The sequence below is a fragment of the Streptomyces sp. NPDC001406 genome (genome assembly GCF_042895285.1).
Classification (GTDB): domain Bacteria; phylum Actinomycetota; class Actinomycetes; order Streptomycetales; family Streptomycetaceae; genus Streptomyces.
Genome location: NZ_JBIAWG010000002.1, coordinates 384,230 through 398,179, shown reverse-complemented (window position 1 = coordinate 398,179; position 13,950 = coordinate 384,230). Strand labels below are relative to the sequence as shown.

Here is a 13,950-nt window from a genome sequence, read left to right as displayed (position 1 = left end):
ACCCTGAAGAGATGAGCGACGAGGACTACTGCACGATCATCGACACCACCGAGTCGCAGCCCGCGGACGGGCCGCCGTACGCGGAGTGCGTGCTGTGCCGGAAGCCGACGGAGTACCCCGCGTCGTACAGGGGCATCACGCTGTGCCCGGTCTGTGAGTGGCAGGAGGCGCAGCGCACGGCCTGCTCAGGGTGACCGGCGGCGGGTGAGCGCGCAGGCCACGGCGAAGGCCGCGGCGGTCAACAGCGCCGCCGCGGCCAGTGGCAGCAGCGGCACCGGGACCCGGCCCGACTGCGAGCCGGTGACCAGCCCCTTCACCGCCGCCTGCGCCGGTGAGCCCGCGACGACCACCGACAGCAGCGCGGCCAGCAGCATCGCGGGCACCGCCCGGCCGGGCGAGCGCAGCAGCGGCCAGTTGGTGAGCGCGCCGACGGCCGTGCCCAGCAGCGCGCAGGAGAGGCCGGCCAGGAGCCCGGCCGCGCCCGCCTCGAAGCGTGGGACGTGGGCGCGATGGCCGTTGGCCGCCGGGTCGCTGATCAGCGTGACGGCCAGGGTCGCCACGGTGCCGAGCGCCGCCGACGCGAGGAGAGCCGCCAGGAGACAGGCGAGGTGGGCCCTGGCCGGTCCGGCCGCGGCGGCGACGCAGGCGCGGGCCGCGGGCGGCTCGTTGGTGACACAGATCCGCACCAGCCAGGCGGCGACCGGCAGCAGCGCCGCGGCCGTGTAGCCGAGCGAGTCGAGCACCGGCTGGCCACTCTGCACGCCGACGGCGAGGAAGGCCGCGTACAGGACGACGGGCGGCAGCCAGCGCTGGGAGCGTACGAGGAGTGCGGTCTGGTAACGCAGGAGTGCGGTCATGGGCGGCTTTCGGGATCGGGCGGCGTCTTGGGGGGTGTACCGGGGCTCACGCTCACCACGTGCCAGGGCGGGCGGGCCGCCAGCAGGGCACGGAGCAGGACGTCGGAGTGGGACTCGGGGACGGTGAGCCGGTGGGTACGGGGCTCGGTCTCCTCGGCCGAGGTGACCGTCCGTGCCGCGTCGGGGGGCAGTTGTCCGCCCGAGGGGCCCTGCGCGATGACGACGGCGTACCGGCCGGCCGGTGAACTCTCCTTCCCGGTACGGAGGTTGAGGGCGCCGTCGACGACGGTGTACGTCGCGTCGGGCGCCCCGGCCAGGCGGTGCGGGTCGTGGTCGACGAACACGACGGCACATCCGGCGGCCGTGCGCTCGGCGACCGCCCGCTCCAGTTCCGCCCTGGCCGCGGCGTCGAGACCGGTCCAGGCCTCGTCCAGCACCAGGAACTCGGGCTCCGCGAGCAGGGCCTGGGCCACCGCGACCTTCTGGCTGCTGCCCTTGGACAGCTGGGCCATCGGCGTTTCGGCATGGGCGGCGGCGCCGAAGCGGTCCAGCCATGCGACGGCGGCGCCGGCCGCGGTCCGGCGGGACAGGCCGTGGACGGTGCCGAGGTGGGTGAGATAGCCGGCGGCGGTGAAGGGGAGCGCCGAGGGGAACCGCTCCGGGACGTACGCCGTGCGGGGGCGGCCGGTGATACGGCCCTCCGTCGGCGCGTCCAGCCCGGCGAGGATGCGGAGCAGGGTGGACTTGCCGCTGCCGTTGGCTCCTTCCACGCGGATGAGCGAGCCGGGCGTGACGGTGAGGTCGATGCCTCGTAACACCCAGGGGCCGCGTATGCCGTAGCGGCGGCCTACACGGGCCAGCCGAAGATCACGTCGCATGGGGCCATTTTGGTCCGGCTTTAGGGTTGGCTGTTGTGAGCCACGTTTCGACATCCCCCGGTGACAGTCCTTTCCGGTCCGAGCGCAGTGCGCGTGACGAGGCGCCGCAGTTCGTGCTGCCGCTGGTCGTGCGCATCGAACGCGGTGCGCCGCCCGCCCGTACAGATGCGCTGGAGACCGCCGCGCGTTCCGTGCTGGTGCTGCTCGCCGACGAGCGGGCGCTGGGAGACGGCGAGTGGGCCGAGGCCGTGCGGGACTGGCAGGACGCCCGGATCCGCAAGGTCGTACGGCGGGCCCGTGGCGCGGAGTGGCGGCGGGCGGAGGCGCTGCCCGGGATCACGGTGACCGGCAGGTCGGCGCAGGTACGGGTCTTCCCGCCCGTCCCGCTCGACGGCTGGCCCAAGGACCTGGCCAAGCTCCAGGTGTCGGGCACCGACCTCGACGACCCGGAGCCGCCTGCCGGACCCGACCGTGCTCAGCCCGTGCTCTGGATGAATCCCGAACTCGGCATGTCGGCCGGAAAGGCGATGGCCCAGGCCGGGCACGGCGCCCAACTCGCCTGGTGGGAGCTGTCCGACGAGGAGCGCGCGGCCTGGCGTGCCGCGGGCTTCCCGCTCTCGGTACGGACCGCGGACCCGGCCGAGTGGGGCCGGCTGACGGACAGCGGGCTGCCGTTGGTACGGGACGCGGGCTTCACGGAGATCGCGCCGGGCTCCTGCACGGTGGTCGCCGACCATCCGGCGCTGCGGCGGGATCCGGTGGACTCGCGGGGCGTGCCCGGGTAGGCCGGGTCCGGGCCGGGTTCCGGGCCGCGCATCTCGGATCCCGCTCTGCCGCGAACCTCAAATGTTGCTCTGAAGGTGCGGGCGGTGTGGTTCGGAGCCGGGCGCCGGGGTGATACCCCCGTCACGCGAAGGAGGGGGAAGGGCCATGCGGCGACTGGGAACGGGGATCGGCTGGCGGCCGGAGATCGCGGACGCCGTGGAGCGCATGCCCGGCATCGACTGGGTGGAGGTCGTGGCGGAGAACGTGTGCCCCGGCCACCTCCCCGAGTCGCTGCTGCGGCTGCGCGGGCGCGGGGTGACCGTGGTGCCGCACGGTGTCTCGCTCGGCCTCGGCGGCGCGGACCGGCCCGACGAGGGGCGGCTGACCGCACTCGCCGAGCGGGTGGCGGCGCTGGGCGCGCCGCTGGTCACCGAGCACATCGCGTTCGTGCGCGCGGGCGGTCCGCTGACCGCCTCCCCGCGTCTGGAGGCGGGCCATCTGCTGCCCGTGCCCCGCACCCGGGACGCCCTCGACGTGCTGTGCGAGAACGTGCGCATCGCCCAGGAGGCGCTGCCCGTGCCGCTCGCCGTCGAGAACATAGCCGCGCTGATCTCCTGGCCCGGCGAGGAGCTGACCGAGGGGCAGTTCCTGTACGAGCTGGCCGAGCGGACCGGGGTGCGGCTGCTCATCGATGTGGCGAACCTGCACACCAACCAGGTCAACCGGGGCGAGGACCCGGCCAAGGCGCTCGCCGAGCTGCCGCTGGAGGCCATCGCGTATGTGCATGTCGCGGGCGGCTTCGAGCGGGACGGCGTCTGGCACGACAGCCACGCCCACCCCGTACCGCGACCGGTGCTCGACATCCTGACCAACCTCGCCTCGCGGGTGGCGCCGCCCGGCGTGCTGCTGGAGCGGGACGAGAACTTCCCCGAACCCGGTGAGCTGGAGAGGGAGTTGGAGTCGATTCGGGGAGCGGTGGAGGAGGGGCGGGCGATGCGCTCCGGTTCCGGGGCGGCGTCACGGGCCGGTGCCGTGACCCCGCCCGTCGCCGCCGCCGACGACGACACCCGGGAACGGCTCGCGCTCGCGCAGACCGCGGTGCTGTCCTCGCTGGTCGCCGGGACGCCCGTGCCCGAGGGGTTCGACCGGGTGCGGATGGGGGTTCAGGCGCGGGCGCTCGCCGCGAAGCGGGCGGACGTGGTGGCGAAGATCGCGCCCGAGCTGGCGGTGATGCTGGGGGCGGAGTACCGGCCGGCGTTCCTCGACTACGCCCACGGGCACCCGATGACCGGGGGTTACCGGCAGGACGCGCTGGACTTCGCGGGGCAGTTGCTGTTCGCGGGGCGGATCGAGGACGCGGGGGTGCGGCGGGAGCTGCGGGAGTGGTGGCTGGAGCGGTCGGGGCCGGTGCCCCGGTCGCGACGGCCGGTGGTGCGGGCGGCCCGGGCGGCGCGGAGGGTGCTGCTGCGGAGAGGGTGACAGCCGTAACACCGGCATCCCATTTGACGGGTTCGCACACCCTCTGTCCCTGCGCCCGCACGGCGGTTGGCCCTGACTCCGCAGTAATATGCCAACTCGCACCCACCCGAGCGCACTGGCGTGCGGTGCCGCAAGCAGGAGGCACCATGCGACCGCGACCCCCGATCAAGGGCAGAGGCATTTTCAGCGGGACCGGGCTCATCATCACGGGCCTGGCCGCGACGCTGGCGGCGCTGCTGTTTCCCGTCTGGTCGTACGCGGACCGGACGGGGACCGCCGGCACCGGCGCCGACGTGCTGAACGCCCAGTCCGTGACGACCCAGTACGGCCCGCTGTCCCAGGCGGACCGGGACTTCGTCACCAAGGTCCGGCTGGCCGGGCTGTGGGAGCTGCCGGCCGGTCAGCTGGCCGAGACGAAGGGCACCACCGCGGCCGTACGGGCGGCCGGGCAGCATCTCATTGCCGGGCACACGTCCCTGGACGCGCACGTCCGTACCGTCGCCACCCGGCTCGGCCTGCCGCTGCCCAACCAGCCCAACGAGCAGCAGCAACAGTGGCTCGCCACCCTGAGCGCGGCACAGGGGCAGGACTTCGACCGCGAGTTCGCCAACATCCTGCGGCTGGCCCACGGCAGGGTGTTCTCGGTCGTCGCCCAGGTGCGGGCCAGTACCCAGAACTCGCTGGTCCGCGATCTCGCCGACGACGCCAACACCACCGTGCTGGATCACATCAAGGTGCTGGAGGCGACCGGCTACGTGGACTTCGCCGCGCTGGCCCGGGACTTGGCGGCCGCCGCCTCGCCCGTGCCGTCGCCGCCGGTGGTCCAGCCCGGTTCGGCGACTCCGATCGCCTCCCCGCCCTCGCCCACGTACTCGCTTCCGCCGGCCGCCTCCAGCCCGCCGCCGGGCGACGGCTCCTGATCCACCCGGGAAGCGGAACGTCACGTACCGACAACACTCCGTCCGGATGGTGAAAAGGGCATGGTGTTTCCCAGGCCCCTGGCATAGAAAAACGTCATGTTCTGGGTCCTTCTCCTGCTGCTGGCCTGGGCCGTCGCGGGCACGGCGTGTACGCGGCTGTGCCTGGCCGCCGTACGTGCGGCGGCCGTCGACGCGGAGGGTGCGACCGCGGACCGGGGGCACGATCTGACGCTCTACGAGGCGGCGTTCCTGTCGGGCGGACCCGCACGGGTCGCCGATCTCACCATGGTCTCCATGGCTCGGCAGCGGCGGCTGCTGCTCGCGCACACCGGCTGGGCGACCGTCGTCGACCCGCGGGGCCGGGACGAGATGGAGCGGTCCGTCATAGGGGCCATAGGGCCGGAGGGCCAGTCCCGTATCGAGCCCGTGCGCTCCGCCGCGGCCGGGGCCGACGCCGTGCGCAGCATCGCCGACGGGCTGGTCCGGGCGGGGCTCGCGGTGCCCGACGGGGCACGTACGACCGTGGCGTCCGGGGTCCGTCAGGTGCGGGTGGCCGCGCTGGCCGTCGTCGTCCTGGGCGCGACCGCGCTGCTGACGCCGGCTCAGACCGACATGCCGCGCGACCTGGTCGCCGCCTGGTTCGCGCTTCCCTTCGCCCTGACCCTGAGCTGCCTGGCCATCGCCAGGGTCGAGGTGCACCCGTACTCGCGCTGGGCCTCCCCGGCCGGGCAGCGGCTGCTCGGCGCGCTGACCCGGCGCGCGACCGGGGCGGGTGACGACCGCACCTATCTGACCTCCGTCGCCGTGCGCGGAATCCGCGCGATCGGCGAACCGGAGCTGCGCGCGGCGTTCGCCCATCGCGACCAGCCCTGGCGGGAGTGACCGCGTCCGCGGGGGCGCACAGGGAGTATTGACGCCGACACCGGCGGGGTGGTGCTTGCCTTCGCCGACACCCGAACGAAATATCCCTTTTGTTGACGCAGTGCCAGTGCTGCGGCGCACCGAAGGGATTCGCCATGCGAACTGCCGCCCTCTACTCGGCCGCCGGGTCGTTGCTGCTGACCACCCTCGCCGCCGCGCCGGCCGGCGGCGCGCCCGGTGCTTCGGGTGTCCCGGGCGCGGCGACCGAGACGCGTGGCACGGCCGTCGCCGCCGCGCGTGCCCGTGCGCAAGGCATCGCGTTCGGGAGGTGCCCCGCCGCGGACGGCCTTCCGGACAGCCTGCAGTGCGGCACGGTGCGCGTCCCGCTGGACTACGCGCATCCCGACGGCAAGCAGATCGAACTGACCGTGAGCCGGACCGCGGCCACGCACAAGGACCCGCGCAACAGCAAGCGGAAGGTGCCCCGGCAGGGCTCGCTCGTCTACAACCCCGGCGGTCCGGGCGCCTCCGGCATGGCCTTCCCCCTCGTCGGCGCACTGCCCGAGTGGCAGCGGATCGCGGCCGCGTACGACCTCGTCGGGTACGCCCCGCGCGGGGTGGGCCGGTCGGCGCCGCTGTCCTGCCAGGCCCCGGAGCGGTTCTTCAAGGGGCCCTCGCAGGCGCCGACGCACCCCTCGGAGTCGTACAAGAAGGAGCGGATCGCGGAGGCGAAGGCGTACGCGTACGACTGCGCCAAGCGCGCCGGAAGCGGACTGCAGTACTACAACTCGCTCAACAACGCACGTGACCTGGACGTCCTGCGTGCCGCACTGGACGAGGAGAAGCTGACCTTCATGGGCGCGTCGTACGGCACCTACTTCGGGGCCGTGTACGCGACGCTGTTCCCCTCGCACGTACGGCGGATGGTGCTGGACGCGGCCGTGAACCCGGACCCGGCGCAGATCTGGTACCGCAGCAACCTGGAGCAGTCGGCCGCGTTCGAGAATCGCTGGACCGACTTCCGTGAGTGGGTCGCCCGGCACGACGACGTGTACGGGCTCGGTGCCACGGCCGAGAAGGTGCAGCGCAGCTACGACCGGGTGCGGGCGGCGCTGGCCGCGGAGCCGGGGGGCGGCAAGGTCGGGCCGGGGCAGTTGCAGGGCGCGTTCCTGATGGCCGGGTACTACGACGACGTCTGGCCGAGCCGCGCCGAGGCGCTGTCGGCGTATCTGAAGGGCGACACCGGGCCACTGGTGAAGATCGCCTCACCGGCCGGCGGGGCGGGGCCGGCCGCCGAGGCCGAGAACGCGAGCGCGGTGTACGCGGCCGTCGAGTGCAACGACGCGCCCTGGCCGACGGACTGGGCGGTCTGGGACCGCGACAACACCCGGCTCGCGCGCGTGGCGCCCTTCGAGACCTGGGACAACGCGTGGGCGAATCTGCCGTGCGCCTACTGGAAGGCGCCCCGGCAGGTGCCGCTCGACGTGCGGACCGGGCCGGACGAGCTGCCGCCGACGCTGATCCTGGCCGCCGAGCGGGACGCTGCCGCGCCCTATGACGGGGCGCTGGAGATGAACCGGCGGCTGGCCGGCTCGGTCCTGGTGACCGAGCGGGACGCCGGCACACACGGTGTCGCGGGCGGCCCCAACCAGTGCGTCAACGCCCACCTGGACGCGTACCTCCTACAGGGCCGCCTCCCGAACCGCCACGCGTCCTGCGCCGCCCACCCGGAACCAAGGCCCCGAACACCGGCCGCCCCCTCCCAGCACCAGTCGCAACGGGACGCCCTGAAGGGAAAGGCCGACGAGCACTGAGCCCTCACGGGCCCGGACGGGACCGACGAGCTCCACAGCCCCGACCGGGCAGGCCCGCGATCAGCCCACCGATCACCTTGCGACGGCCCGCACGGCACCCGCCGGGGGGTGACCCCCGGCACCCGGCCGACCCGGATGAGGGCGCGGCCGATCGCGCAAGCCCGGCGGTCAACTCGCCTTTCACCTTGCGGCGGCCCGCACGGCACCCGCCGGCAGACACCCCCGCCCCCCGGCCGACCCGGATGAGGACGCGGCCGATCGCGCAAGCCCGGCGGTCAACTCGCCTTTCACCTTGCGGCGGCCCGCACGGCACCCGCCGGCAGACACCCCCGCCCCCCGGCCGACCCAGAAAACCGCGCGCCCCACCAGGCAGGCCCGCGTCAGCTCACCGAGCTCCTCGCGGGCCCACCCACAAAACTCCGCAGCCGGTCAGGCGAGCCCTGCGATCAGCTCGGCGATCTCCTTGCGGCGGCCCGTGTAGAACGGGATTTCCTCGCGGACGTGCATGCGGGCCTCCGAGCCGCGGAGGTGGCGCATGAGGTCGACGATGCGGTGCAGGTCGTCGGCCTCGAAGGCCAGGATCCACTCGTAGTCGCCGAGCGAGAACGAGGCGACCGTGTTGGCGCGGACGTCCGGGAAACCGCGGGCCATCTTGCCGTGGTCGGCGAGCATGCGGCGGCGGTCCTCGTCGGCCAGCAGGTACCAGTCGTACGAGCGCACGAAGGGGTACACGCTGACATAGTTGCGCGGCGTCTCGTCGGCGAGGAACGCCGGGATGTGCGAGCGGTTGAACTCCGCCGGACGGTGCAGCGCCATGTTCGACCAGACCGGCTGCAGCGCGCGGCCCAGCTTCGTGCGGCGGAAGAGGTTGTACGCCTCCTGCAGCTGGTCACTGGTCTCGGCGTGCCACCAGATCATGACGTCGGCGTCGGCGCGCAGACCGGACAGGTCGTACGTGCCGCGGATGGTCACGTCCTTCGCGGCGAGCTGGTCGAACAGCTCCTGGACCTCGTCCGCGTAACCCGCGCGGTCCTCGGGCAGCACGTCCTTCAGCTTGAAGACGGACCACAGGGTGTAGCGGATGACCTCGTTGAGGTCCTTGGCCAGCTTGCCCTTGTTCGGGATCCTGCCGGTCTCGGTGGTGGGTGCGTCGTCACTCATGTCCCTTATTCTCCCGCTCCGCCATGAAGGCTCTGCACCGGGTTGGCGGTGAGCTCCTGCACACCGCTCGAATCGCCGCCCAGCCGGTCCACGGCGGCGTACGCGCTCGCGATGCAGGCCGGGATGCCCACGCCGTCGTACTGCGCTCCGCACACGGCCAGCCCCGGCAGCTTGGCGACGTGCTCGCGGATGCGGGCCACGCGCGCGTAGTGGCCGACGGGGTACTGCGGCAGGCCGTCGGTCCAGCGGGTCACGACCGTCCGCACGGGTGTGGCGTCGAGGCCGATGGCCGCCCTCAGATCGTGCCGGGACACGTCGACCAGGTGGGCGTCCTCGTGCTCCAGGATCTCCGTCTCGCCGTACCGCCCGACCGAGGTGCGCAGGACGACGACGTCGGGGTCCTCCTCGGCGATCCAGCCCCACTTGCGGGAGGCGAACGTCGACGCCTTGACGGTACGGCCGTCCACGGGCGGGACGAGGAAGCCGCTGCCGTCGGGCAGCGCGACCTCGTTGCGCCGATAGGCGAGGGTGATCAGGGCCATGGAGGCGTACTCGACGGCCCGTAGTTCGGCCGCGGCCCCGGGGGACTCCGCGGCCAGCAGGTCCGCGGCCGCGGGCGCGGGGACGGCGACGACCACGGCGTCGGCGTGCAGGACGCGGTCGCCGGCCGTCACGCGCCAACCGCCGGCGGCCTCCCGGCGCAGCTCCGTCGCCGGCCGCGAGGTGAGGATCTCGCCCCCGCGCGCGGTGACGGACTCGGCGACGGCGAGGGGCAGCGCGCCGACACCGCCCTCGATGCCCATGAACACGGGCCCGGTCTGCCCGCCGGCCGCCGCCTTCGCCTGGATCTCGCGGACGGCCTCCGTCAGGGAGTCGTGGGTCCGGGCGGCCTGGAAGAGCTGCGGGACCGCCGACCGCATCGAGATGCGGTAGGCGTCGCCGGCGTACACCCCGCCGAGCAGGGGTTCGACGAGGCGGTCGACGACCTCGCGGCCGAGCCGCGCCGCCACGTACTCCCCGACCGCCACGTCCTCCCCGACCTCCGTGCGGGGGAGGTCGGCGTCGCGCTCGATACGGGCGAGGCCCTCGTCGGACAGCACACCGGACAGGGCGGAGGCGGTGCCGGGCACGCCCATCACATGCCCCTTGGGCATGGGGCGCAGGGCGCCGCGGGTCCAGATCGAGGCGGCCGCGGTGGCGGGCGGCCGGAGCCGGTCGCCGAGGCCCACCTCGCGCGCGAGCCCGACCGCTTCGGGGCGGCGGGCCAGCATCGACTCGGCGCCGAGGTCGACCCGCACGCCCTCGATCTCCCCGGAGCGCAGTTTGCCGCCGAGTCTGCGGCCCGCCTCCAGCACGGTCACGCGCGCCCCGCGCTCCAGCAGCCGGTGCGCGGCGGCCAGCCCCGCGATACCGGCCCCGATGACGACGACATGACCCGTGCCCGTAGGTGATCCGCTCATGGCTCCACCCTCTCAGACCCGGCCGGCACTCCCGCCAGGGCCATGTGGCCCTGCCGAGTCCCGACCGTGACCGCATCGGGACTCGCCCCGCCAAACGTCCCGGCCCGGCCCGGCGTCCAAGGAGCGTCATCGTCACGACCCTCGGGGGCATGCCACATGCGCACACGACGTTCCGTACGACCGACCCGGGCCCTGACCGGGATCCTGCTCGCCGCCACGCTCGCGCTCGCGGGCTGCGGCGGCTCGGACTCCTCCGGCGGTGGCACGAGCGACGCCAAGGCCGCCGCGGGAAGCGCGCCCCAGCGGGGCGCCGCCGACAGCTACTCCGGCGACGCCGCGAAGGGCTCCGCGGCGAAGGCACCCGACCTCACCGCGAACCGCATCATCCGCACCGCCTCCCTCACCGTGCAGGTCAAGGACGTGCCCAAGGCGCTGGACGAGGCCCGTACCACCACCGAGAACGCGGGCGGCTACATCGGCAACGAGAGCACCACCCGCGATGCCCGGGGCCACGAGCGCACCCGCGTGATCCTGCGCGTCCCCGTCGAGAAGTACGACGAGGTCCTCGCCGACCTCCAGGGCACGGGCAAGCTGATCGACCGCACGTCCAAGGCGCAGGACGTCACCGACCAGGTGGTGGACGTCGACAGCCGCATCCGGTCGCAGCGGGCCAGCGTGGCCCGGGTCCGGGAGCTGATGGACAGGGCGACCAAGCTCAGCGACGTGGTCACCCTGGAAGGGGAGTTGAGCAACCGGGAGGCCGACCTGGAGGCGCTGCTCGCCCGGCAGGCGTCCCTGAAGGACCGCACGAGCCTGGCCACCATCACCCTGTCGCTGTCCGAGACGCCGGTGAAGAAGGCCGCGAAGGACGACTCCCCCGGCTTCGTGGACGCGGTGTCCGGCGGCTGGCACGTCTTCGTCACGATGCTGCGCTGGATCGCCCTGGCCCTCGGCGCGGTGCTGCCGTTCGCCGCGCTGGTGGCGCTGCTGGTGCTGGTGTGGCTGCGGATCGTACGGCGCCGGCTGCCGCTGCGTGCGGCTCCCGCGGCCGGGGCGGGTCCGCTGCCGGCGAGCGGCCGGGAACCCGGTGATGAGAGCGAGGAGAGCGAGGAGAGCTGACCGAGCCCGAAATGGCCCGTCCCCGTAGCGTGTTCACATGAGCATGAGCGGTGGGCGGGGCGGGACGGAACGGCTGGTCGTGATCGGCGGCGACGCCGCGGGGATGTCCGCGGCGTCGCGGGCGCGCCGGCTGCGCGGACCCGGCGAGCTGGAGATCGTGGCGTTCGAGCGCGGCCACTTCACCTCGTACTCGGCATGCGGGATCCCGTACTGGGTGGGCGGCGACGTCCCCGACCGGGACCGGCTGATCGCGCGCACGCCCGAGGAGCACCGCGCGCGCGGGATCGATCTGCGGCTGCGCACCGAGGTCACCGAGATCGACGTGGCCGGGCAGCGGGTACGCGCGCGTGACGTGGATTCCGGCGCCGAGTCCTGGACGTCGTACGACAAGCTCGTGATCGCGACGGGCGCGCGCCCGGTCCGCCCCGACCTGCCGGGCGTGAACGCCCCCGGAGTGCACGGCGTACAGACCCTGGACGACGGCCAGGCACTCCTCGACACGCTGGCACGCACGCGCGGACGCCGAGCGGTCGTGGTCGGTGCGGGATACATCGGCGTGGAGATGGCCGAGGCCCTCATCAACCGGGAGTACGAGGTGACGGTGGTCAATCGTGGCAAGGAGCCCATGGCCACGCTCGACCCGGACATGGGCCGCATGGTGCACAAGGCGATGGAGGGCCTGGGCATCACCATGGTCAATGACGCCGAGGTCGTCGGGATGCCCACCGGACCGGACGGCCGGGTGCGCGCGGTGGCCACGCAGGACGCGGAGTACCCGGCGGACGTGGTGGTGCTCGGCATCGGCGTGCGCCCGGAGACCGCCCTCGCCGAGGCGGCGGGACTTCCGCTCGGCGGGCGGCGCGGTCTGCTCACCGACCTCGCGATGCGGGTCCGCGGCCACGAGAACATCTGGGCCGGCGGCGACTGCGTGGAGGTCCTCGACCTGGTCTCCGGCCAGGAGCGGCACATCGCGCTGGGCACCCACGCCAACAAGCACGGCCAGGTCATCGGCACCAACGTGGGCGGTGGTTACGCCACCTTCCCGGGCGTGGTCGGCACGGCGGTGAGCAAGGTCTGCGACCTGGAGATCGCCCGCACCGGCCTGCGCGAGAAGGACGCGCACCGGGTCGGTCTGCGCTTCGAGACGGTCACCGTCGAGTCGACCAGTCGGGCGGGCTACTACCCCGGCGCCTCCCCCATGACGGTGAAGATGCTCGCCGAACGCCGCACGGGACGGCTGCTCGGCGTGCAGATCGTCGGCCGGGAGGGCGCGGCCAAGCGGGTCGACATCGCCGCGGTGGCCCTCACGGCGGGCATGACGGTGGAACGGATGACGGCCCTGGACCTGGGCTACGCCCCGCCGTTCTCGCCGGTGTGGGACCCGGTCCTGGTGGCGGCGAGAAAGGCGGCGGCGAAGGTGCGCGACAGCGCCTAGGCCGACCCGCTGATCCGCGGGAGTGCCGTCACGCCCGCGCTCGTCGAGGTCGCCGGTGCGGGCTGCTCGCCCGCCGGCTTGGCGTGCGCGGCGGACGGGCGGGTGGACCGCAGACGGTTGCTGACGGCCTCGTCCAGCGTCACCGGCCGCTGCATCTGCGTGGCCAGCCGCCCGGCCTCCTGGCCGAGTCTGGCGACATCCTCCCAGGGGAGCTTCACGACAAGGGAGAGCTCCGCCTCCCCGTCGGGCAGAGCCTGCATCGCAGGAGCAACTCGCTCGTTCATCGCCTGATCCTCACGTCGGTTGACCAGTGATACGCGTGCACGGGCGGGCCCGTTCATCGATTCGCGGGCCGCATCGGGGGCACTACTTCTGTGTGGTCATCCCCGTGCATGACGTGAACCCGGTACGCCGCACCCCTTGGGTGACGTATGCGCTCATCGCCGCGAACGTCCTCGTCTTCGTGTCCACGCCCGGCATAGCCGGTTCCGTGGCCGGCGGCAGTGACCTGGCCCAGCTGTGCCATCTCCAGGCGTTCATGGACCACTACGCGGCCGTGCCCCGAGAACTGATCCACCATCAGCTGCCCCGGCTGGTCCCGACGGGCGAGGTGGGGCTGGGCTCGCACGGCCCCGGGTGCGTGGTGGCCCCGCCGCGCTACGCCAAGTCGCCGCAGTTGTCGGTGTTCACGGCGATGTTCCTGCACGGCAGCTGGCTGCACCTGCTGGGCAACATGCTCTTCCTGCTGATCTTCGGCAACAACGTCGAGGACCGGATGGGCCACATCCGCTACTTCCTCTTCTACGTCGTCTGCGGCTACGCGGCCGGCTACGGCTTCGCGCTGCTCAACGCCTCCTCGGGCGACCCGCTGATCGGCGCGTCCGGGGCGATCGCCGGGGTCCTGGGCGCCTATCTGGTGCTGTATCCCAGGGCGCGGGTGTGGGTCCTGGTCCCGTTCCTGATCTTCCTGCCGCTACGGCTGCCCGCCTGGCTGGTGCTGGGCTTCTGGTTCGTGCTCCAGGCGGTGTACTCGTCGGGCCACGGTGTCTCCGGCGCCGGGACGGTGGCCTACGCGGCGCATGTGGTCGGCTTCGTGGCGGGGATGCTGCTCGCCTGGCCGCTCAAGCCCGGCACCCCGCCGCCGCCGGAGCCGCGCAGCCTGCTGTTCGGCAGGCAGGCCCGGCCCCGGCACACCTGGTGA

At 73.3% G+C, this 13,950-nt stretch carries 14 protein-coding genes; 9 read left to right on the top strand and 5 right to left on the bottom strand.

Translation table 11 applies throughout. The features are described from left to right. Positions 1-11: 11 nt before the first annotated feature. Positions 12-194, top strand: coding sequence for a hypothetical protein (locus ACFY1J_RS05880; RefSeq protein ID WP_390707403.1), 183 nt, complete (start codon positions 12-14; stop codon positions 192-194). Here ACFY1J_RS05880 and ACFY1J_RS05875 read toward each other — a convergent pair. Both ACFY1J_RS05875 and ACFY1J_RS05870 read right to left on the bottom strand, forming a co-directional pair. Then, the gene (locus ACFY1J_RS05875; protein ID WP_390707404.1) at positions 186-857 is read right to left on the bottom strand and encodes an ABC transporter; all 672 of its coding nucleotides are present in this window, start codon (positions 855-857) and stop codon (positions 186-188) included. The two genes, ACFY1J_RS05880 and ACFY1J_RS05875, sit on opposite strands and share 9 nt — an antisense overlap. Beyond that, positions 854-1,735, bottom strand: a complete 882-nt coding sequence (locus ACFY1J_RS05870) for an ATP-binding cassette domain-containing protein (protein ID WP_390707405.1) — start codon at positions 1,733-1,735, stop codon at positions 854-856. Before ACFY1J_RS05870 ends, ACFY1J_RS05875 begins: the two co-directional genes overlap by 4 nt. Before the next feature lie 35 nt (positions 1,736-1,770). Between ACFY1J_RS05870 and ACFY1J_RS05865 the strand changes: the two genes are divergently transcribed. The 5 genes from ACFY1J_RS05865 (at position 1,771) to ACFY1J_RS05845 (ending at position 7,574) form a co-directional block, all read left to right on the top strand. Further along, the gene (locus tag ACFY1J_RS05865; protein WP_390707406.1) at positions 1,771-2,520 is read left to right on the top strand and encodes an aminoacyl-tRNA hydrolase; all 750 of its coding nucleotides are present in this window, start codon (positions 1,771-1,773) and stop codon (positions 2,518-2,520) included. Between the two features lie 145 nt (positions 2,521-2,665). Continuing rightward, on the top strand, positions 2,666-3,979 hold the full coding sequence (locus ACFY1J_RS05860) for a DUF692 domain-containing protein (RefSeq protein ID WP_390707407.1): 1,314 nt from the start codon (positions 2,666-2,668) through the stop codon (positions 3,977-3,979). 146 nt (positions 3,980-4,125) lie between these two features. Then, positions 4,126-4,899 carry a DUF4142 domain-containing protein gene (locus ACFY1J_RS05855; RefSeq protein ID WP_390730742.1) on the top strand — a complete coding sequence of 258 codons (774 nt, stop codon included), beginning with the start codon at positions 4,126-4,128 and terminating at the stop codon, positions 4,897-4,899. Positions 4,900-4,995: 96 nt separating this feature from the next. Then, positions 4,996-5,781, top strand: coding sequence for a TIGR04222 domain-containing membrane protein (locus ACFY1J_RS05850; protein ID WP_390707409.1), 786 nt, complete (start codon positions 4,996-4,998; stop codon positions 5,779-5,781). A 134-nt stretch (positions 5,782-5,915) separates the two neighbouring features. Beyond that, a complete protein-coding gene (locus tag ACFY1J_RS05845; protein WP_390730741.1) occupies positions 5,916-7,574 on the top strand; it encodes an alpha/beta hydrolase in 1,659 nt (552 codons plus the stop codon). Between the two features lie 429 nt (positions 7,575-8,003). On the opposite strand, the gene hemQ is transcribed toward ACFY1J_RS05845, so the two are convergent. Then, the gene (gene hemQ / locus ACFY1J_RS05840) at positions 8,004-8,735 is read right to left on the bottom strand and encodes a hydrogen peroxide-dependent heme synthase (protein ID WP_390730740.1); all 732 of its coding nucleotides are present in this window, start codon (positions 8,733-8,735) and stop codon (positions 8,004-8,006) included. A 5-nt stretch (positions 8,736-8,740) separates the two neighbouring features. After that, positions 8,741-10,195, bottom strand: coding sequence for a protoporphyrinogen oxidase (gene hemG, locus ACFY1J_RS05835; RefSeq protein WP_390707412.1), 1,455 nt, complete (start codon positions 10,193-10,195; stop codon positions 8,741-8,743). A 156-nt stretch (positions 10,196-10,351) separates the two neighbouring features. Between hemG and ACFY1J_RS05830 the strand changes: the two genes are divergently transcribed. After that, on the top strand, positions 10,352-11,314 hold the full coding sequence (locus tag ACFY1J_RS05830) for a DUF4349 domain-containing protein (RefSeq protein ID WP_390730739.1): 963 nt from the start codon (positions 10,352-10,354) through the stop codon (positions 11,312-11,314). A 37-nt stretch (positions 11,315-11,351) separates the two neighbouring features. Further along, positions 11,352-12,749 carry an FAD-dependent oxidoreductase gene (locus ACFY1J_RS05825; RefSeq protein WP_390730738.1) on the top strand — a complete coding sequence of 466 codons (1,398 nt, stop codon included), beginning with the start codon at positions 11,352-11,354 and terminating at the stop codon, positions 12,747-12,749. Here the strand turns inward: ACFY1J_RS05825 and ACFY1J_RS05820 are convergent. Next, positions 12,746-13,033 carry a hypothetical protein gene (locus ACFY1J_RS05820; RefSeq protein WP_390707415.1) on the bottom strand — a complete coding sequence of 96 codons (288 nt, stop codon included), beginning with the start codon at positions 13,031-13,033 and terminating at the stop codon, positions 12,746-12,748. The two genes, ACFY1J_RS05825 and ACFY1J_RS05820, sit on opposite strands and share 4 nt — an antisense overlap. Before the next feature lie 92 nt (positions 13,034-13,125). On the opposite strand from ACFY1J_RS05820, the gene ACFY1J_RS05815 reads away from it, so the two are divergent. Continuing rightward, positions 13,126-13,950, top strand: coding sequence for a rhomboid family intramembrane serine protease (locus tag ACFY1J_RS05815; protein WP_390707416.1), 825 nt, complete (start codon positions 13,126-13,128; stop codon positions 13,948-13,950).